The sequence below is a fragment of the Pseudomonas sp. DR48 genome (assembly GCF_019823085.1).
Lineage (GTDB): Bacteria > Pseudomonadota > Gammaproteobacteria > Pseudomonadales > Pseudomonadaceae > Aquipseudomonas.
Map to the genome: position 1 here is coordinate 6,401,274 of NZ_CP081946.1, position 18,758 is coordinate 6,420,031.

An 18,758-nucleotide genomic window follows, 5' to 3' on the forward strand; every position below is an offset into this window, starting at 1 on the left:
ACATCGAGGTCAACGACCGCGCCGCCTGGCCTGCTGTCCCCTTCCTGCTTTTTGTCGCCTTCCTGACGCAAATTGAATCTGGCGCTTGCACAACCTATATTATGGTATACCATCATACGCACAGACACCCCAAAACCTCATACGGAGCAGCTCATGAGTTTCGAAATCCGCAAGATCGTCAGCTATGTCGAAGAGACCTTTATCGAAGGCGGCAAGGCCACCGATAAGCCCGTCACCATGGTCGGCCTGGCCGTGGTCATGAAAAACCCATGGCTGGGTCGCGGCTTCGTCGAAGACCTGAAACCGGAAATCCGCGCCAACTGCTCTGACCTCGGTGCACTGATGGTTGAGCGTCTGGTCGGCATCATCGGTGGTGCCGAAAAAATCGAAGCCTACGGCAAAGCGGCCGTGGTCGGCGCCGATGGCGAGATCGAGCACGCCTCGGCGGTCATCCATACCCTGCGCTTCGGCAACCATTACCGTGAAGCGGTCAAGGCCAAAAGCTACCTCAGCTTCACCAACAAGCGCGGCGGCCCGGGCACCTCGATCCAGATCCCGATGATGCACAAGGACGACGAAGGCCTGCGTTCGCACTACATCACCCTGGAAATGCAGATCGAAGATGCGCCGCGCGCCGACGAAATCGTGGTGGTCCTGGGTTGCGCCGATGGCGGCCGCCTGCACCCGCGTATCGGCAACCGTTACATCGATCTGGAAGAACTGGCTGCCGAGAAAGCTCAGTAATCACGGTCGGTCACAACAACAAAAAGGCATGCAGGAGCGCTCCATGATTCGGCTCACCGCTGAACGCACCCCGGCTGGCACCAGTTACCTGGCGACCGGCCAAGGCCAGCCCGTGGTATTGATCCACGGCGTGGGCCTGAACAAAGAAATGTGGGGCGGCCAGGTCGTTGGCCTGGCCACGAAATACCGTGTGATTGCCTACGACATGCTCGGCCACGGCGCCAGCCCGCGCCCGGAAAGCGGCACGCCGCTGCTCGGCTATGCCGATCAGTTGCTGGAGTTGCTCGACCACCTGCAACTGCCCAAGGTGACGGTGATCGGCTTTTCCATGGGCGGGTTGGTCGCGCGGGCGTTTGCCCTGCATTACCCGCAACGCCTGCAAGGCCTGGTCGTGCTCAACAGCGTGTTCAATCGCAGTGCCGAACAACGTGCCGGCGTCATTGCCCGCACCGCACAGGCGGCCGAACACGGGCCGGATGCCAACGCCGAGGCCGCGCTGTCACGCTGGTTCAGCCGTGAATACCAGGCGGCCAACCCGGCACAGATCGCGGCCCTGCGTCAGACCCTGGCCGGTAATGACCCCCAGGGCTACCTGACGACTTACGAACTGTTCGCCACCCAGGACATGTACCGCGCGGAGGATCTGGGCAGCATCCAGGTACCGACGCTGGTCGCCACCGGCGAACTGGATCCGGGTTCGACGCCGCAAATGGCCGAGCAACTGGCCGCACACATTCCGGGTGCAACCGTTGCCGTACTCGCCGAACAGCGGCATATGATGCCCGTAGAATCGCCGCGCCTGGTCAACCAGCTGTTGCTGGAGTTTCTCGACAACGCGCACTCCCGACAAAACCAGATCAAGGGGATCGTTGCATGACACTCGCACGCTTCCAGATGTGCATCGGCGGTGAATGGGTCGATGCCCTCTCCGGCAAGACCTTCGAAAGCCTGAACCCGGCGCTGGCCGAGCCTTGGGCCGCACTCCCCGACGCCGACGAAGCCGACGTCGAGCGCGCCGTACAGGCCGCACAGACCGCTTTCGACAGCCCGGCCTGGCGCGGCCTGACCGCCACGGCGCGGGGCAAATTGCTGCGCCGCCTCGGCGATCTGATTGCCGAAAACAAGGAACACCTGGCGCAGCTGGAAAGCCGCGACAACGGCAAGCTGATTCGCGAAACCCGTGGTCAGGTCAGTTACCTGCCGGAATTTTTCCACTACACCGCAGGCCTGGCGGACAAGCTGGAAGGCGGCACCCTGCCGCTGGACAAGCCGGACCTGTTTGCGTACACCGTGCATGAAGCCATGGGCGTGGTCGCCGCGATCATTCCCTGGAACAGCCCGCTGTACCTGACCGCGATCAAACTGGCGCCAGCCCTGGCCGCCGGCAATACCATCGTGATCAAGCCGTCCGAGCACGCCTCGGCAACCATTCTGGAACTGGCTCGTCTGGCCTTGGAAGCCGGCATTCCACCGGGCGTGGTCAACGTCGTCACCGGTTACGGCCCGAGCACTGGCGCCGCCCTCACCCGCCATCCGCTGGTGCGCAAGATCGCCTTCACCGGCGGTGCAGCCACGGCGCGGCATGTGGTGCGCAGCAGCGCCGAGAACTTCGCCAAGCTGTCGCTGGAACTGGGCGGCAAGTCGCCGAACATCATCTTTGCCGACGCCGACCTCGACAGCGCAATCAATGGTGCCATCGCCGGGATCTACGCCGCGTCCGGTCAAAGTTGCGTCTCTGGTTCGCGCCTGTTGGTTCAGGACGAAATCTACGACGAGTTCGTTGAGCGCCTGGTGGAGCGTGCCAAACGCATCCGCATTGGCAACCCGCAAGAAGACAGCAGCGAAATGGGCCCGATGGCCACCGCGCAGCAACTGGCCGTGGTCGAAGGGCTGGTCGCCGATGCCATCGCCGAAGGTGCCCGTCTGCGCATGGGTGGCAAGCGTCCACAGAATCTGGGCGAAGGCTGGTTCTATGAGCCGACCTTGTTCGAATGCGACCACAACTCGATGAAGATCATGCAGGAAGAAGTCTTCGGTCCCGTGGCGTCGGTGATTCGTTTCAAGGATGAAGCCGAAGCGCTGGCGATTGCCAACGACTCCCAGTTCGGTCTTGCTGCGGGCATCTGGACGCGCGATCTGGGCCGCGCCCATCGCCTGGCCCGAGACGTGCGCTCCGGGATCATCTGGGTCAACACCTACCGCGCCGTATCGGCCATGGCGCCGATCGGTGGCTTCAAGAACAGCGGCTATGGACGCGAAAGCGGCATCGATTCGGTGCTGGCCTACACCGAGCTCAAGACGGTGTGGATCAACCTGTCCCAGGCGCCAATGCCTGATCCATTTGTGATGCGCTAGGAGATTTACGAAATGATCGAACCCGGCATCTACAAAGACGTCATGAGCTCGTTCCCTTCCGGGGTCACGGTGGTCACCACCCTGGACCCGGACGGCGGGATCGTCGGCATCACCGCCAGCGCCTTCAGTGCGCTGTCGATTGATCCGGCACTGGTGCTGTTCTGCCCCAACTATGCCTCGGACACGTACCCGATCCTGCGCGACAGCAAGCAGTTCGCGATTCACTTGCTGTCCGCCGACCAGACCGCCGAAGCCTATGCGTTCGCCAGCAAGGGCAAGGACAAGGCCAAACACATCGAATGGCACTTGAGCGAATTGGGTAATCCGCTGCTGGGCAAGGCCACGGCGATCATCGAGTGCGAACTGTGGCGCGAATACGATGGCGGCGATCACGCGATCATCGTCGGCGCGGTGAAGAATCTGATTCTGCCCGAGCAACCCGTCACGCCGATGATTTACCACAAAGGCAAACTGGGCCCCCTGCCCGCGCTGGCCTGAAAGGTCTACACATACCCTTGCAGGAGTGAGCTTGCTCGCGATAGCGGTGGTTCAGCTCGCATAGATGTTGAATGAGCTGACGCCATCGCGAGCAAGCCCGCTCCCACAGGGGATCTGCGGTGAAAGGATGACGAAGATGAGCAACGAGAAGTATGAAAAAGGCCTGAAAATCCGCACGCAGGTGCTGGGCGAAGCGTATGTGAACCGTTCCATCGAGAACGCCGACGACTTCACCCGGCCACTGCAGGAGATGGTCACCGAGTACTGCTGGGGCCACGTCTGGGGCCGTGAGGGTTTGTCGCTTAAAGAACGCAGCATGATAAACTTGGCCATGATTTCGGCCCTCAATCGGCCTCACGAACTCAAGCTGCATGTACGCGGCGCCTTGCGTAACGGGCTGAGTCGTGAACAAATACGCGAAATTCTGCTTCAGGTCGGTATTTATTGCGGTGTCCCCGCTGCCGTAGACAGTTTCCGGCTCGCCCGTGAAGCGTTCGCCGAAGCCGATGCCGAGGCCTCCAGTTAACCCTTGGCTGTTGTGATGACCTGAGCACGATGATCCTGGATCGGAGTGCTCTTTTTGCATGGACAGCCACATTCAGAGCGGACCCCATGAAACGCCTGCCACTCGACGACAGCTTCAAGGTCAATCGCAACCCCGTTACCCTGCGCGAAATCGTGCTGGATAAACTGCGAAGCGCCATCATGAACTTCCAGCTACTGCCGGGAGACCGTCTGGTCGAGCGCGACCTGTGCGATCGCCTCGGGGTCAGCCGCACCTCCGTGCGTGAAGCCTTGCGTCACCTGGAATCCGAAGGTCTGGTGGAGTTCGCCGATGCCAAAGGCCCACGGGTCGCCATCATCACCCTCGCCGATGCCGTCGATATCTATGAGCTGCGCTGCGTGCTTGAAGGGTTGATCGTGCAGCTGTTCACCCTTCGCGCCAAGGCCAAGAACATCAAGGCCCTGGAGAAAGCCCTCGAGGAAAACCGCAAGGCCCTCAAGGATGGCGAACTGCAGCAAGTGATCGACTCGGTCCAGGGTTTCTACGACGTGCTGCTCGAAGGCTCCGGCAATCATGTCGCGGCCACTCAACTGCGCCAGTTGCAGGCGCGCATCAGCTACTTGCGTGCGACCTCGGTGTCCCAGGAAAACCGTCGCGGCTCAAGCAATCAGGAGATGGAGCGCATGGTCGAAGCGATCAAGAGCGGCGATCCGCTGGCAGCTCACCAGGCGTGCGTCGACCACGTTCGCGCCGCCGCCGCCGTAGCGTTGGATTACCTGAAGCGCAAGCAGGAAGAAACCGGGGCAATCCCCGCGATCACCCTGCCCATCGCGCTCAAAGAACCGCGCATAGGCCGCTGAACATGTTCAGCCCGAGCTTTTGTCCAAAGTGTGGCGGCAACGACTTGAAGTCGCAGCTGCCGCCGGGCGATACGCACGAGCGCCTGATGTGCCGCAGCTGCGGCTACATCCATTACGTCAATCCGAAAATCATCGCCGGCTGCATCATCGAGCAGGACGGCAAATACCTGCTGTGCCAGCGCGCAATTCCGCCGCGCCCTGGCACCTGGACCCTGCCCGCAGGCTTCATGGAAGGTGGCGAAACCACCGAACAAGCCGCATTGCGTGAAGTCTGGGAAGAAAGCGGCGTACGCGCAGAAATTCTCTCGCCTTACTCAATCTTCAGCGTGCCGAAGATCAGCGAGGTCTACATCATCTTCCGCGCCATCGCGCTGGAGATAACCGGCCAGTACGGCCCGGAAACCCTCGACTACAAATTCTTCGCACCCGAGGACATTCCTTGGGACAGCATCTATTACCCAGCCATCCGGCAAATCCTCGAACGCTACATCGAAGAACGCCAGGCCGGGGTATACGGCATCTACATCGGCAACGATGACACCGGCAAGATTCACTTCATTCGGTAGTGGACATTCGGCTGGTGGTCTAGAGGGCGCTTCATGACGCCTGAACTTCGCTTTATGGATTTAGAAACTCTGCGCTTGCTGATAGAGCGGGCGTAGTTGCTCATCTATTGTTTTTATCTGCTTTAGATTTTGAATTTGATTTATCCGCCCCTTCGGATGCATCTGAGAGACATTGGTCGGCTGGCGGGGCGTCTTCGCTGGCAAGCCAGCTCCCACAGGACCGGGTACACCTGCAAGAGACTGGTCGGCTGGCGGGGCGCCATCGCTGGCAAGCCAGCTCCCACAGGACCGGGTACACCTGCAAGAGACTGGTCGGCTGGCGGGGCGCCATCGCTGGCAAGCCAGCTCCCACAGGACCGGGTACACCTGCAAGAGACTGGTCGGCTGGCGGGGCGCCATCGCTGGCAAGCCAGCTCCCACAGGGTTTGGTGTACATCTGCAGGAGATTGGTCGGCTGTCAGGGCGCCATCGCTGGCAGGCCGGCTCCCACAATTGAATTTTGTACAGCTGCGAGAGATTGGTCGGCTGGTAGGTCGTCATCGCTGGTAGGCCAGCTCCCACAGGGTTTGGTGTACATCTGCAGGAGATTGGTCGGCTGTCAGGGCGCCATCGCTGGCAGGCCTGCTCCCACAATTGAATTTTGTACAGCTGCGAGAGATTGGTCGGCTGGTAGGTCGTCATCGCTGGCAGGCCAGCTCCCACAGGGCTCGGTGTACATCTGCAGGAGACTGGTCGGCTGTCAGGGCGCCATCGCTGGCAGGCCAGCTCCCACAGTAAATCGAGGTGTACCCCCGCTTTTCACCACTCAACAGGCCGAGCGGTAGCTCGCCTGCAGCTCTTGATCTGGCTTTTGATCTACCCGCCCCTTCGGCAGGCTGAGTGGAGGCGTTCATCTGGGGGACAGGCGCGTAGCGCCGTGCGGCGAAGCCGCACACATCGAGAGGAGGTCGTCGCGAAGCAGACCGGAGGCGATGCCCCCAGATGAATGCCGGAGCGAAGGAACACCGAGCCTAAGCGAGGGGCCGGACGCCGGGGCGAGCCTTTTTTTGCTTACTTTTTTGAGGCGTTTGTCAAAAAAGTGAGTCGCCGTAAGGGCGAAACCGCCAGCCGCCGTTACCGCAGCAACGGATATGTACACCTGAAAGAGATTGGTCGGCTGTCAGGCCGCCATCGCTGCGATGCGGCGACCCGACAGACCAGCTCCCACAATAGATCGGCGTACACCCGCTCCTCACCACTCAGGTCATCCGCTGGCAACAGGCGCTTGATGAGATGAGTCGCGATGGCCGCCTTGAACAACTCAAACAACGTTGGCTAAGCGGGCGGCGAGATTTTTTGCCTGACTCGCCACGTCGGTGACCGCCGTGCTTTCCCACCAGATGCCGCGCAATGGCGGACCCATGGCGAACAGGCGATGGGCGACCTGTCCATTAGCGTCGATTACCGCCCCATCAACTGCCGCCGCAATCCCCAACGCCAACGGCCCAGGTCGAATCAAACCGCGCGCCAACAGTTGCTGTGGCAGCGGCCGGGCGACCCGACGCCAGTCGTATTCGATGCCGCTGGAATTGATCAACGCCGCGCCGCTGACGACCGTGGTTTCAAATTCGCCACGGCGGCGAATGCGAATGCTCACCTGCCCTTCGACTGTCGGCTCAAGCCCCTTGAACGACGCAGCCTGAATCCGCAACCGCCCTTGCTCGTGCAACCGCGCCACCAACTCGGCACTCAACGGCGGCGAGCGGTGGTGATGACTTTCCCACCATGGCCGCACGTGCCGCACGAATTGCCGGCGCTGCACATCCGTCGCCTGGTTCCACAAACGGCCGATATGCGCGCGTACCGTATCGAGCGGCGCCTGCCAGTCGATGCCTTGGGCGATGGCGTCCCGGCAATGCCGACGCAGTTCGCGCACCAGCTGCCGGGGGGTGCGAATGCTTGGGTCTTCGGCAAGGAAATCCGCCCAGGCCGGCGGTTGTCGGCGCACGTGCGGGAGCAAGCCATGCCGGGAAAACACTTCGATCGGCCCACGATGCCCGGCCTGTTCCAGCGACACCACGGCATCGACCATGGTCAGGCCGGAGCCAATGATCAGCACCGTCGATTGCGGGTTGAGCCGGCGCATGGCGGCTACGTCCCACGGGTCGAGCGCCGCCGCGTTCAAGCCGCTGGACTCGGTTTGCGGCGTGCGCGCAGCGGGAAACATACCCGTGGCCAATACCGCATAAGCCCCTTGCAGACGTTGCCCGTCACTCAAGCTCAGCAGCACCGAATCGTCCCCGGTTTGCAGGTCGATCACTTCGGCCCGCACATGCTCGACCGTTGAACCGTTCAACGCCCCCACCGCTTGCGCCTCGGCCAGACGCTGTTGCACGTACACACCGAACAGCCCGCGAGGCGGGAACAACTCACTGACCGGCACATGCTGTTCATCCGACTCCGGCCAGCCACCGGCCGCAATGTAATCGGTCAGCCACTGGGTCAAGTCATCGGCGTTGTCCGGGTCGACGCTCATGCGCGCCGCGTTGCCGTTGAGCGTATGGCCCAGTTCAACCGCGCTGTACGCCTCGCCCCGACCAAGTTCGGCGCGTGGTTCGATCACCAGCACCGAACGTTGGCCAGGCAAGCGCAACAACTGCGCCGCCAGCATCGCGCCGCTCAGGCCTCCGCCGACGATCAGGATGTCCGCGTGACGGATGGCGTCGGTCGCCTGTCCGCTTGGGGTTTGAGTCATGGCGTTCTCACTGGTCAATGTTTTCCTAGATAGAAATCGTGCAGATCGCCCCGCGCCAGCAACGACTCGCTGCTGCCGGACAGCACCACGCGGCCGGTATCGAGGACGTAAGCCGTCGATGCGTACTTGAGTGCCACGTTAATATTTTGCTCGGCAATCAGGAAGCTCACCTGCGCGTCACGATTGAGTTGGGCGACGATCTCGAAAATCTCCTGGACGATAATAGGCGCCAAACCCATGGAAGGTTCATCAAGCAGTACCAAAGTAGGACGCGTCATCAACGCCCGGCCGATGGCGACCATTTGCTGTTCGCCGCCGGAGGTCAATCCGGCCTGGGTCTTGCGCTTGGTTTTCAGGCGCGGAAACCAGGTGTAGATGCGCTCCAGATCACTGGCCATGTCCTGACGGCTCAAACGCCGGACAAACCCGCCGCTGCGCAGGTTGTCCTCGACCGTCAGTTGCGGGAACACATGGCGACCTTCGAGCACATGGACCATGCCCTGGCGCACCCGCAGGCTTGGATCGACACCCGCCATGTCGCGCCCGAGAAACTCGATGCCCCCGCGACTGACCTCCGCGCGTTCAGCCCGCACCAACCCGGAAATCGCCTTGAGCGTGGTGCTTTTGCCCGCGCCGTTGGCCCCGAGCAACGCGACGATGCCCCCCTTGGGCACCGTCAGCGAGACCCCGGCCACGGCCAGGATCGCGCCGTCGTAAATGACTTCGATGTCTTTGACCTGCAACAGGTCAGGCGCGGCAATGTCGCTGGCGGCTTGGCTCATGACTTATTCATCTCCGGTGCAGGTGCGCGGCGTCAGGCCTTTTTCCTTGGCGAACGCCGCCGATTTTTCATCGATCAACGGCCGCAACAGCGCACGGTCGGCGGCGATCCAGTCGCTGATCAGCGTCCAGTTGGCGCCATCCCACTGCTGCACCCGCGCCGAACCGCCGCCTTCATGATCCTTGCAGGACAGCTTGAGGTTCTGCATCAGGCCCAGATAGCCCATGTCCTTGAGCCGCGCGTCGTCGATGTTCAAGTGTTCCAGGCCCCAGCGTCCTTCCTCGCCGTTGAGCGGACGCTTGCCGAATTTACCTTGGGCGGTGCGGATCGCTTCCACCATCACCGCCGCGTTCACCAGCCCTGAGTTGTAATAGACGCTGCCAAAATTCTTCAGATCCTTGAGGTCGCTCTTGCCCTTGTCGAGGACGTATTGCTTGAGGCGTTTGTGGATCTCGAAATCGCTGCCGGCCGGGTATGGCGTCAACGCCAGATAGCCTTTGGCGGCCGCGCCTGCAGGCAGTACATCTTCGCTGGAACTGGCCCAGATATCGCCGACGATGTGATCCACCGGGAAGCCGAAGCGTGCCGCCGTCTTGACCGCCACCGGCGTCGACACGCCCCACGTGCGCAGGAAAACCCAGTCCGGATTCTGCTGACGAATCTGCCGCCACTGCGATGATTGTTCGTTGCCCGGATCGGCCACCGGAATCTGGATGTTTTCGAAGCCGTACTTCTCGGCCAGTAACTTAAGCGGCCCAAGGGTTTCCCGGCCGTACGCCGAGTCGTGGTAGACCGTGGCGATCTTCTTGCCCTTGAGTTTGTCGAAACCGCCCTCGCGCTGGGCGATGTAGTTGATCAGGCTCGACGCTTCGCTGTAGAACGTCAGCATCACCGGGAAGTTGTAGGGGAACACCGTGCCGTCGGTGGCTTCGGTGCGGCCATAGCCGAGGGTGATCAACGGGATCTTGTCGACCTCTGCGCGCTCGCTCAGCGCATAGGCGGCCGGGGCGCCGTTGGGCGAATAGATCGCCACTGGCGCGCCATCCAGTCCTTTCTTGAAGCGCTCGTAGCACTCGATGCCCTTCTCCGCCGTCCACTCGGTTTCGCATTCCTGCCAGACCAGTTTGACGCCGTTGATCCCGCCTTCGACCTCGTTGATGTAGTTCAGGTAATCGAGCATGCCGGCCCAGACCTGCACGCCGCTGGAGGCATACGCGCCGACGCGATAGGTGGCCAACGGGAAGAATTGCTGGTCCGGCGATGCCTGGACCATCGGCACCGTAGCGCCATGAATCGCCAGCGCCAGAGCGGCGCCAACCAACGAACGTTTCAAGGATGCACGCATATTGTCTCTCTAATCGTTGAGGAATTCAGAAGCGCAGCGGCCAGTGGCTCAGCCGTTCACGAAGGTTGCTCAGCAGGCGGATCAGGCCTTCCGGTTCCTTGATAAGGAACACGATGATCAGCACGCCGAAGATGATTTTTTGCAGGTTCTGCAACTGGCCGGCGTCCACCGAACCGCCGAACAGCGCCTGCCCGGCGTGGCTGAGCAGGATCGGCAGCAAGCTGATAAACGCCGCGCCGACGAAGTTGCCGGCGATGCTGCCCATGCCGCCGATAATGATGATGAACAGGATCTGGAATGAGCGATTGATATCGAAGCTGCTGGCGCTGGCGGTGCCCAGATAAGCGAAGGCCCACAGCGCCCCGGCGATGCCCAGGTAGAAGGAGCTGACGGCGAATGCCAGGTGTTTGTAGCGCACCACGGGAATGCCGATCACCGCGGCGGCGGTGTCCATGTCGCGGATCGCCATCCAGTTGCGGCCGATCTGGCTTTTCACCAGATTCACCGCAACCCAGGTCAGCACCAGCACCGTGGTCAAGGTCAGCAGGTAACGGCCCAGCGGGGTGTTCAGGTCATGGCCGAACAACGTCAGTTTTGGCGCAGAAATGGTTCCGGAGGATCCGTAGTTGTAGAACCAGGGAAATTTGACGAACAGCCACTCCAGAAAGAACTGTGCGGCCAGGGTCGTGACCATCAGGTAAAAACCCTTGATCCGAGAGCTTGGCAAGCCGAAAACGAAACCGACCACGGCGCTGATCAGCCCGCCGCCGAGCAGCGCCACCGGCAGGCCGAGTTCGGGCAAGCGCAGCAGGAAGCCATAAGTGGCAAACGCGCCGACCGCCATGAACCCGGCCGCACCGACTGACGTCTGTCCGGTGTAGCCGGTGAGCAGGTTCAAGCCGAGCCCGGCCAGGGACAGCACCAGGAACGGGATCAGGATGGCGTTCAGCCAATAGTCATTGCCGGTCAACGGCACGACGATGAAGGCGATCAACAGCAATGCGCCCAGGCCAATCGGCACACGGCGCTCGATCAGCACCGACGGCGCGGTTTCGCGGGTAAGGGAAATCGACATGGGTTCAGACTCGCTCGATGGCGCGCTCGCCGAACAGGCCGGCGGGACGGATGTAGAGGAAGGCCAGGGCCAGGACGTAAGCGAACCACGGTGTGATGCCGCCGCCGATCAACGGGCCGACGTACACTTCGGCGAGGTTTTCCGCGGCGCCGACAATCAGCCCGCCGACAATCGCCCCGCCAATCGAGGTGAAACCGCCGATGATCAGCACCGGCAAGGCTTTGAGCACCACCAGCGACAGGGAAAACTGCACCCCTTGGCGCGCGCCCCAGAGCAATCCGGCGACCAGCCCGACAATGCCCGCCACAGCCCAGACGATCTGCCAGATGCGGTTCAGGTTGATGCCGATCGATAACGCGGCGGTGGTGTCATCAGCCACCGCGCGCAACGACACGCCGATGCGGGTCTTGTTGAACAGCAACGCCAACACTGTCACCAGAACGATGGCGGCCGCCGCCGCGATCAGGTCGAACTGGCTGACCATCAAGCCGCCGATAAACAGCGGTACATCATCGATGCCCAGGTCCAGCGCCCGCACTTGCGAACCCATCAAACCCTGCGCCAGGCCTTCGATGATGAATGACAGCCCGAGCGTGGCCATGAACAAGGTGATCTGCGAGCGATTGACCAGGGGCCGCAACACCAGCCGTTCGATCAGCAGCGCACCGACGATCATCACTGCCACGGTCAGCAACAACGCCACGGCAAATGGCACGCCTTGATCGTGCAGGCTGACAAAGGTCAGCGCGGCAAACAGCAGCATCGCGCCCTGGGCGAAATTGAACACGCCGCTGGCCTTGTAGATCAGCACGAAGCCGATGGCGACCAGCGAGTACATGGTCCCGGCGAGCAGGCCGCCGAGCAGGGTTTCAAAGAAAAATGTCATCAGTGCACCACTCCCAGATAAGCAGCAATCACTTCGGGGTCGGCCTGCACTTCGGCGGGTGTGCCGTCGCCGACCTTGCGTCCGTAATCGAGCACCACGACGTGGTCGGACAAGCCCATGACCACGCTCATGTCGTGCTCGATCAACACCACCGTGGTGCCGAGGTCGCGGTTGGTGTCGGCGATGAACCGGGCCATCTCTCGTTTTTCCTCGGCGTTCATCCCGGCCATCGGTTCGTCGAGCAGCAACAGGCGCGGCCCGGCGATCAAGGCGCGACCCAGCTCCACGCGTTTTTGCAGGCCGTAAGAGAGGTTGCCGACCGGCACATCGCGGTGCGCTTGCAGTTCGAGGAACTCGAGAATGGCCTGGGCTTGCTGGCGGAAGTTCTCGGCTTCGCGGCGGGCTCGCGGCAGGTTCAACGCCTGCTCGATGAAGCTGCTGCGCAAGTGCCGCGAGAGTCCGGTCAGGATGTTGTCGATCACGCTCATCTTCTTGAACAGCGCGTTGTTCTGGAATGTGCGACCGATGCCACGCCGCGCGGCGGTCAAGGGATCGATGTGGGTGAACGGCTGCTGTTCAAAGACAATCGAACCGGCGTCAAAGCGGTAGACGCCGTTCAGTACGTTCAGCAGCGAACTCTTGCCCGCGCCGTTGGGGCCGATCAGCGCGCAGATCTCGCCTCGGCGCACCTCGAACGACAATTCATTGATCGCCTTCACGCCTTTGAACGACAGGGAAATACCGCTGACTTGCAGGATGGAATCGGTCGAGCTCATGCGATGTCCCGTTTGAATTCGGTGAGCCAGGTCGGCGTCGGTTGAGCGTGTGCGGTGCGCGTGGCTTGCCAGATGAAATGCAGGTTGTGGAAACCGAGCAGTCGGCGAACGCGATTTTTGATCAGGCGTTGCAGACCTTTTTTCGGGTGGGCGATGGCCCAGTCGCACAGGCGGCGGCGCCAGGTGCCGTGTGGGGCGAGACGACTGTCGATTTCATCGGCCAACCGTTGCAAGCGTCCGGCGGACAGCACCAGCCCCGAGGGCGCGACTTCGCGACGATCCCGGCTGGCGCTGCCCGGACTTTCCGGGAAGGCCAGGGAGTGGCCGCTGCTCAGCCATTGTTCAAGTAACACCGTCAGGCCGGCCTGCCATTGCGTGCCCTCTTCGCTCCACAGTTGCGTGCCCTGGCTCCAACGCTTGAGGCGTTGCGGGGTGTCCACCGGGCCGAGCAACTGGTTGTAATCCAGCAGCGTCTGGCCCTGCTCGAGCCACTGTTGTCGCGTCTGCCGATCCTGAACGAAGGCGTGAGTCGGACGACTGCGCCCCAGTATCTTGCGCAGGGTTGGGGGATCGAGGTTGTCCGGCAACGTCAGCGATTGCCCGCCCAGGTGCTGCGCGGCGAGGGCCAGCAGTATCAGATTCGGCTCGAAAGCACCGCTCAGAGCCAGGCGCGAATCTTCGGTAAAACCTTGCTGGCGCAAACCGTCGGCCAGGCGCTCGACATCACGCAAGGCATCGATCCAGCGCCAGACAAACCATTGCCCGTGGCGCTTGTGGCGCAACGCCGGTTGCAACGGACTGACCTGCGCCCAATGGCGCAGTTGCTCCAGGGCCTGGGGCAGCTCGACCCGCCACTGGGCGGTGTCCGCTACGGGCGGACGTTTGAGTTCGTGCACGCTCATGGGTGACCTCCTGTTCATGGGCAAAAGCGTGCGGTGGTCCGCTGGGCTGAAGGATTGACGCGATGATCGTTCCCACGCGGAGCGTGGGAACGATCATGTGTGTACGACCCGGTCAACTGTGGGAGTGAGCCTGCTCGCGATAGCGGTCTATCAGGCAACATCAATGCTGGATGTACTGGCCTCATCGCGAGCAAGCTCGCTCCCACAGGGGATTTGTATCGGATCGGGCATCTGTGTACGACCCGGTCAACTGTGGGAGTGAGCCTGCTCGCGATAGCGGTCGGTCAGGCGGCATCAATGCTGGATGTATTGGCCTCATCGCGAGCAAGCCCGCTCCCACAGGGGATTCGTGTCGGATCGGGCATCTGTGTACGACCCGGTCAACTGTGGGAGCGAGCTTGCTCGCGATAGCGGTCTATCAGGCAACATCAATGCTGGATGTACTGGCCTCATCGCGAGCAGGCTCGCTCCCACAGGGGATTTGTATTGGACCGGGCATCTGTGTACGACCCGGTCAACTGTGGGAGCGAGCTTGCTCGCGATAGCGGTCTATCAGGCAACATCAATGCTGGATGTACTGGCCTCATCGCGAGCAAGCTCGCTCCCACAGGGGATTTGTATCGGATCGGGCATCTGTGTACGACCCGGTCAACTGTGGGAGTGAGCCTGCTCGCGATAGCGGTCGGTCAGGCGGCATCAATGCTGGATGTATTGGCCTCATCGCGAGCAAGCCCGCTCCCACAGGGGATTCGTGTCGGATCGGGCATCTGTGTACGACCCGGTCAACTGTGGGAGCGAGCCTGCTCGCGATAGCGGTTGGTCAGGCAACATCAATGCTGGATGTACTGGCCTCATCGCGAGCAGGCCCACTCCCACAGGGGATTTGTATCGGATCGGGCATCTGTATACGACCCGGTCAACTGTGGGAGCGAGCTTGCTCGCGATAGCGGTCTATCAGGCAACATCAATGCTGGATGTACTGGCCTCATCGCGAGCAGGCTCGCTCCCACATTGGATCTCTGGTGTACCTGGTATTTGCATGCGACTTCGCTCCCACATTGAATGAGTTCAGGCCGACACCACTTTCTTCTCCTGCTGGCGCAACACTCCCAGGTCGCGATACCCCGCCCCCGGATGAATCTCCGGCAATCGCGGCCCATCCCCGAACAACTTTTCGCGCAAGGTCCCCGGCGCGTAGTCGGTCTTGTACACGCCGCGCTTCTGCAGCTCCGGCACGAGCAATTCCACGGCGTCGACAAAGGTCTCGTGAGTCAGCGCATAGGCCAGGTTGAATCCATCGACATCGGTCTCTTCAACCCACTCCTGCAGCAGATCGGCAACCGTCTCAGGACTGCCCACAAACAACGGACCAAACCCGCCGATGCCCACCCAATCGGCCAACTCGTTAGGCGTCCAGACCTTGTTCGGGTCTGCCGTGGAGAACGCTTCCACCGCCGATTGAATCGCGTTGGTGTGCACGTGCTTGAGCGCTTCATCCGGTTTGAACTGGCTGAAATCGATCCCGGTCCAGCCCGAAATCAACGCCATCGCGCCCTCGTAGCTGACCCAGGTTTTGTATTCTTCGAACTTGGCTTTGGCCTTGGCATCGGTCTCGCCGAGGATCACCGTTTGCAGGTTGAAGATCAGAATCTTCGACGGATCGCGACCGGCTTCAGCGGCACGACGACGAATGTCGGCCACGGTTTTCTTCAGCAGCACTTTCGAGGGGGCGGCGACGAATACGCACTCGGCATGTTCGGCGGCAAACTGCTTGCCGCGACTCGATGCTCCGGCCTGATAGAGCACCGGCGTGCGTTGCGGCGAGGGTTCACAAAGGTGAATGCCCGGCACCTGGAAGTGTTTGCCGACATGGCGGATCTCATGGATTTTGCTCGGATCGCTGAAAATCCGCCGTTCGCGATCACGCAGAATCGCGCCCTCTTCCCAACTGCCCTCCCAGAGCTTGTAGCAAACCTCCAGATATTCCTCGGCGTAGTCGTATCGCGCGTCGTGCTCGGTCTGGGCCTTCTGGCCGAGATTCTTCGCACCGCTTTCCAGATACGAGGTGACGATGTTCCAGCCAGCTCGGCCCTTGGTCAGGTGATCGAGGGTAGACAGCCGCCGGGCGAATGGATACGGATGCTCGAACGACAGCGAAGCGGTCAGGCCAAAGCCCAGGTGCTCGGTGACCAGCGCCATCGGCGGGATCAGTTGCAGCGGATCGTTGACCGGCACCTGCGCCGCCTGGCGGATCGCCGCATCACCGTTGCCGTTGTAGACGTCATAGATGCCCAGCACGTCAGCGATGAACAAACCGTCGAACTTGCCACGCTCGAGAATTTTCGCCAGATCGGTCCAATACTCCAGATCCTTGTACTGCCATGAGCGATCACGCGGATGCGCCCACAACCCCGGCGACTGGTGGCCGACGCAGTTCATGTCAAAAGCGTTGAGGCGGATTTCCCGGGCCATCAAACAGCACTCCGAACGCTTGGGGGATGGATACCGTTGAGGCGAAAGTTACCAATGAGGTGGAGTTTCCAGCGCAGCGGATCGTGCAGTGATCCATGCAATACGGTGCGTTGGCCGATGAGTTCGAATTCGGCGTTGCTGACGGCGTTAAGCGCGTCGGCGCTGGCCAGGTGCGACTCGGCAATGGCGACACTGATTTCCGTGTCGTCCTGATGGCTGTTGAAGAAATCTTCGGCGCGTTCGAGCAGCGCCGCCGCGACTTCAATGCGAATGTGTAAATCGCCGAAACGGCTGATGACGTAAGGATCCTCCGCAACATGTTTTTGCTGGCGGACAAACCGCAGCGTCGCATCGAGCAGGCTGCGGGCGTTGTGCAGGTCATGCTGACTTTTGGCCAGGGGCTGTCCGGCGATTATCGGTTGGGTCAAGGCGTTCATGGAGGGCTCCTCAGTTCCAGGCGTGGCGCGCAGGCTTCACGCCGTTGAGCAAGTAGTTGCCGATCAGGTGGTATTTCCAGCGAGCCGGGTCGTGCAGGGTGTGGGTGCGGGCGTTGCGCCAATGCCGGTCGAGGTTGTATTTGCCGAGCACCGAGCGGGTGCCGGCCAGTTCGAAGAGCTTGCTGCTGGCAAGCAAGGCGATTTCGGCGGACAGCACTTTGGCTTGGGCGACCACCACTGAAGCGTGGGCCACGGTGTCTTCATTCGGAGTGAGCAACGCCGCGTCGATGGCCAGGCCGGCTTTTTTCAGGATCGCTTCGGTGCCGTGGACGCGCCATTCAAGATCGCCAATCGCGGCGATGCTGAACGGGTCCTGCCAGCCGTGATCCTGGCCGCTGTCGATCCATGGCCGGGCTTCACGGGCGTAGCGCTTGGTTTCTTCCAGGGCGCCGACCGCAATGCCGGTATCCACCGCCGCCTGGATGATTTGCGAGATCGGACCGTCGGCGGTGGGTTCGTCGAACGCCTTATGGGCCGGGATCACCGCACTGAGCGGAACCGTGACCGCGTTCAAGGTGACGCCGCCGCTGGCCGTGGTGCGCTGGCCGAAACCGTCCCAGCTGTCGATCACCGTCAGGCCGGGAGTGTCGCGCTCGATGAAAGCGATGAATGCCTGGTTCTGTTCGTTGACCGCCACCGCCGGGACGATGTGCGCAAACAAGGCGCCGGTGCAGTAGAACTTCTCGCCATCGATTTGCGCGGTGTCTTGATCAAACCGGATACGGGTTTCGAAAGCACCGGCATTTTTGCTTTTGGATTCGGAAAAGGCGTTACCGAAGCGATAACCCTGCAGGACTTTGCCAAAGTAGTAGCGCTTCTGCTCTTCGGTGGCGGTTTGCAACAGGATGTCGAGCACACCGAGGTGATTTTGCGGGATCTGGCCGAGGGACGAGTCGGCGGCGGAAATGATCTTGATCACTTCCGCGACGGTCACGTAGGAGACACCTGCGCCGCCGTAGGCCTTGGGAACGGTGATGCCCCAGAGGCCACTGGCGGAGAACTCGTCGAGCTCGGCGACCGGCAAACGTCGCTCGCGGTCGCGAATGCTGGCCTCGACGGCAAAGCGTGCGGCGAGCTTATGAGCGACGGCGATGGCTTCGGCGTCCGAACGGATCACGTGGGCGGTGCGGGGTTGGGCAGGGGCTGTCATGGGACGACTCCGGGGTTTCGGGTGAGTACCCAGAAACCGTTACACAAGTCGTGCCAAGATAATTAACTTTTAATATTCATACAGTTACAGATCGTACGTAAATCAGCCCATCGAGAAAATATCGACAAACTGTCGACTCAGTGTTGCGAGCGCAACACCTCAAAACAAAAAAAATGCCCATTTTCCTGAGCGGAAAATGAGCATTCTACAACTCGATCAGGATTGCCTGATGAGATAACTGACTGGCTCGGAAGGCCCCCACTGATTGTCATATACGTCATACAAAGTGTAGGTAAACGCAACTTTCCTGGTTACGTAAGTCTGGAGGTGATCCTTTGGCACACTGACTTCGTAATACTCGCCGGCCGGTTCGAGCTCCTTTTTTTCAGCGACCTGCACATCTTCAATGAACACCTCAACACGGTAGATATCAGCAGTGTCTGGTACCGGTATAAGGGCGGTGGCCCCTTTGGAGGAAACCTCCGTCAATATGATTTCACCATTTTTAGCTTCTTTGATTTTGAGTGCGTCTTCCATTGTCCAAGTCCTTTCAGTTGACGTTCGAAATAGCTTCTCTTCCGGCGCACCGGCGCACAAAAAGAATTGGCTTGG

General features: G+C 61.1%; 18 protein-coding genes. 7 read left to right on the forward strand and 11 right to left on the reverse strand.

Features of this window, described 5'->3' with window-relative positions:
- Positions 1-153 precede the first annotated feature (153 nt).
- From K5K95_RS28875 to K5K95_RS28905, 7 genes are all read left to right on the forward strand, one after another.
- Positions 154-744: an amino acid synthesis family protein gene (locus K5K95_RS28875; protein ID WP_047226613.1), complete on the forward strand. Its 591-nt coding sequence runs from the start codon at positions 154-156 to the stop codon at positions 742-744.
- A 43-nt stretch (positions 745-787) separates the two neighbouring features.
- On the forward strand, positions 788-1,621 hold the full coding sequence (locus K5K95_RS28880) for an alpha/beta fold hydrolase (RefSeq protein WP_090185179.1): 834 nt from the start codon (positions 788-790) through the stop codon (positions 1,619-1,621).
- On the forward strand, positions 1,618-3,099 hold the full coding sequence (locus tag K5K95_RS28885) for an aldehyde dehydrogenase (RefSeq protein WP_222587252.1): 1,482 nt from the start codon (positions 1,618-1,620) through the stop codon (positions 3,097-3,099). The genes K5K95_RS28880 and K5K95_RS28885 overlap by 4 nt, the downstream gene beginning before the upstream one ends.
- 12 nt (positions 3,100-3,111) lie before the next feature.
- On the forward strand, positions 3,112-3,597 hold the full coding sequence (locus tag K5K95_RS28890; protein WP_090185184.1) for a flavin reductase family protein: 486 nt from the start codon (positions 3,112-3,114) through the stop codon (positions 3,595-3,597).
- Positions 3,598-3,733: 136 nt separating this feature from the next.
- Entirely contained in the window at positions 3,734-4,123 is a 390-nt protein-coding gene (locus tag K5K95_RS28895; protein WP_008059553.1) for a carboxymuconolactone decarboxylase family protein, read from the forward strand.
- A gap of 86 nt (positions 4,124-4,209) precedes the next feature.
- Positions 4,210-4,962 (forward strand): GntR family transcriptional regulator, encoded by a 753-nt coding sequence (locus K5K95_RS28900; protein ID WP_222587253.1) that lies wholly within the window; start codon positions 4,210-4,212, stop codon positions 4,960-4,962.
- A gap of 2 nt (positions 4,963-4,964) precedes the next feature.
- Positions 4,965-5,528: an NUDIX hydrolase gene (locus tag K5K95_RS28905; protein WP_222587254.1), complete on the forward strand. Its 564-nt coding sequence runs from the start codon at positions 4,965-4,967 to the stop codon at positions 5,526-5,528.
- A gap of 1,300 nt (positions 5,529-6,828) precedes the next feature.
- On the opposite strand, the gene K5K95_RS28910 is transcribed toward K5K95_RS28905, so the two are convergent.
- From K5K95_RS28910 to K5K95_RS28960, 11 genes are all read right to left on the reverse strand, one after another.
- Positions 6,829-8,262 carry an FAD/NAD(P)-binding protein gene (locus K5K95_RS28910; protein WP_222587255.1) on the reverse strand — a complete coding sequence of 478 codons (1,434 nt, stop codon included), beginning with the start codon at positions 8,260-8,262 and terminating at the stop codon, positions 6,829-6,831.
- A 14-nt stretch (positions 8,263-8,276) separates the two neighbouring features.
- On the reverse strand, positions 8,277-9,044 hold the full coding sequence (locus K5K95_RS28915; RefSeq protein ID WP_222587256.1) for an ABC transporter ATP-binding protein: 768 nt from the start codon (positions 9,042-9,044) through the stop codon (positions 8,277-8,279).
- Between the two features lie 3 nt (positions 9,045-9,047).
- Entirely contained in the window at positions 9,048-10,388 is a 1,341-nt protein-coding gene (locus K5K95_RS28920; protein ID WP_222587257.1) for an ABC transporter substrate-binding protein, read from the reverse strand.
- 25 nt (positions 10,389-10,413) lie between these two features.
- Positions 10,414-11,463: a branched-chain amino acid ABC transporter permease gene (locus K5K95_RS28925; RefSeq protein WP_222587258.1), complete on the reverse strand. Its 1,050-nt coding sequence runs from the start codon at positions 11,461-11,463 to the stop codon at positions 10,414-10,416.
- Between the two features lie 4 nt (positions 11,464-11,467).
- The gene (locus K5K95_RS28930; RefSeq protein ID WP_222587259.1) at positions 11,468-12,349 is read right to left on the reverse strand and encodes a branched-chain amino acid ABC transporter permease; all 882 of its coding nucleotides are present in this window, start codon (positions 12,347-12,349) and stop codon (positions 11,468-11,470) included.
- Positions 12,349-13,125 carry an ABC transporter ATP-binding protein gene (locus K5K95_RS28935; RefSeq protein WP_222587260.1) on the reverse strand — a complete coding sequence of 259 codons (777 nt, stop codon included), beginning with the start codon at positions 13,123-13,125 and terminating at the stop codon, positions 12,349-12,351. Before K5K95_RS28935 ends, K5K95_RS28930 begins: the two co-directional genes overlap by 1 nt.
- Complete coding sequence (locus K5K95_RS28940) at positions 13,122-14,027, reverse strand: AMP-binding protein (RefSeq protein WP_222587261.1); 906 nt, start codon at positions 14,025-14,027, stop codon at positions 13,122-13,124. The genes K5K95_RS28935 and K5K95_RS28940 overlap by 4 nt, the downstream gene beginning before the upstream one ends.
- A gap of 1,068 nt (positions 14,028-15,095) precedes the next feature.
- Positions 15,096-16,499 carry an LLM class flavin-dependent oxidoreductase gene (locus tag K5K95_RS28945; RefSeq protein WP_222587262.1) on the reverse strand — a complete coding sequence of 468 codons (1,404 nt, stop codon included), beginning with the start codon at positions 16,497-16,499 and terminating at the stop codon, positions 15,096-15,098.
- Entirely contained in the window at positions 16,499-16,936 is a 438-nt protein-coding gene (locus tag K5K95_RS28950) for an acyl-CoA dehydrogenase (RefSeq protein WP_222587263.1), read from the reverse strand. Before K5K95_RS28950 ends, K5K95_RS28945 begins: the two co-directional genes overlap by 1 nt.
- A 10-nt stretch (positions 16,937-16,946) precedes the next feature.
- Positions 16,947-18,146 (reverse strand): SfnB family sulfur acquisition oxidoreductase, encoded by a 1,200-nt coding sequence (locus tag K5K95_RS28955; protein ID WP_222587264.1) that lies wholly within the window; start codon positions 18,144-18,146, stop codon positions 16,947-16,949.
- A 216-nt stretch (positions 18,147-18,362) separates the two neighbouring features.
- Positions 18,363-18,683: a hypothetical protein gene (locus tag K5K95_RS28960; RefSeq protein ID WP_222587265.1), complete on the reverse strand. Its 321-nt coding sequence runs from the start codon at positions 18,681-18,683 to the stop codon at positions 18,363-18,365.
- Positions 18,684-18,758 lie beyond the last annotated feature (75 nt).

Bases quoted from the DNA above. Each gene is read 5' to 3' on its own strand.
- K5K95_RS28890 (WP_090185184.1), top strand. From the start codon at position 3,112: ATGATCGAACCCGGCATCTACAAAGACGTCATGAGCTCGTTCCCTTCC.
- K5K95_RS28940 (WP_222587261.1), bottom strand. From the start codon at position 14,027: ATGAGCGTGCACGAACTCAAACGTCCGCCCGTAGCGGACACCGCCCAG.
- K5K95_RS28955 (WP_222587264.1), bottom strand. From the start codon at position 18,146: ATGACAGCCCCTGCCCAACCCCGCACCGCCCACGTGATCCGTTCGGAC.
- K5K95_RS28875 (WP_047226613.1), top strand. From the start codon at position 154: ATGAGTTTCGAAATCCGCAAGATCGTCAGCTATGTCGAAGAGACCTTT.
- K5K95_RS28905 (WP_222587254.1), top strand. From the start codon at position 4,965: ATGTTCAGCCCGAGCTTTTGTCCAAAGTGTGGCGGCAACGACTTGAAG.
- K5K95_RS28915 (WP_222587256.1), bottom strand. From the start codon at position 9,044: ATGAGCCAAGCCGCCAGCGACATTGCCGCGCCTGACCTGTTGCAGGTC.
- K5K95_RS28930 (WP_222587259.1), bottom strand. From the start codon at position 12,349: ATGACATTTTTCTTTGAAACCCTGCTCGGCGGCCTGCTCGCCGGGACC.
- K5K95_RS28950 (WP_222587263.1), bottom strand. From the start codon at position 16,936: ATGAACGCCTTGACCCAACCGATAATCGCCGGACAGCCCCTGGCCAAA.
- K5K95_RS28895 (WP_008059553.1), top strand. From the start codon at position 3,734: ATGAGCAACGAGAAGTATGAAAAAGGCCTGAAAATCCGCACGCAGGTG.
- K5K95_RS28935 (WP_222587260.1), bottom strand. From the start codon at position 13,125: ATGAGCTCGACCGATTCCATCCTGCAAGTCAGCGGTATTTCCCTGTCG.
- K5K95_RS28960 (WP_222587265.1), bottom strand. From the start codon at position 18,683: ATGGAAGACGCACTCAAAATCAAAGAAGCTAAAAATGGTGAAATCATA.
- K5K95_RS28920 (WP_222587257.1), bottom strand. From the start codon at position 10,388: ATGCGTGCATCCTTGAAACGTTCGTTGGTTGGCGCCGCTCTGGCGCTG.
- K5K95_RS28910 (WP_222587255.1), bottom strand. From the start codon at position 8,262: ATGACTCAAACCCCAAGCGGACAGGCGACCGACGCCATCCGTCACGCG.
- K5K95_RS28885 (WP_222587252.1), top strand. From the start codon at position 1,618: ATGACACTCGCACGCTTCCAGATGTGCATCGGCGGTGAATGGGTCGAT.
- K5K95_RS28925 (WP_222587258.1), bottom strand. From the start codon at position 11,463: ATGTCGATTTCCCTTACCCGCGAAACCGCGCCGTCGGTGCTGATCGAG.
- K5K95_RS28900 (WP_222587253.1), top strand. From the start codon at position 4,210: ATGAAACGCCTGCCACTCGACGACAGCTTCAAGGTCAATCGCAACCCC.
- K5K95_RS28880 (WP_090185179.1), top strand. From the start codon at position 788: ATGATTCGGCTCACCGCTGAACGCACCCCGGCTGGCACCAGTTACCTG.
- K5K95_RS28945 (WP_222587262.1), bottom strand. From the start codon at position 16,499: ATGGCCCGGGAAATCCGCCTCAACGCTTTTGACATGAACTGCGTCGGC.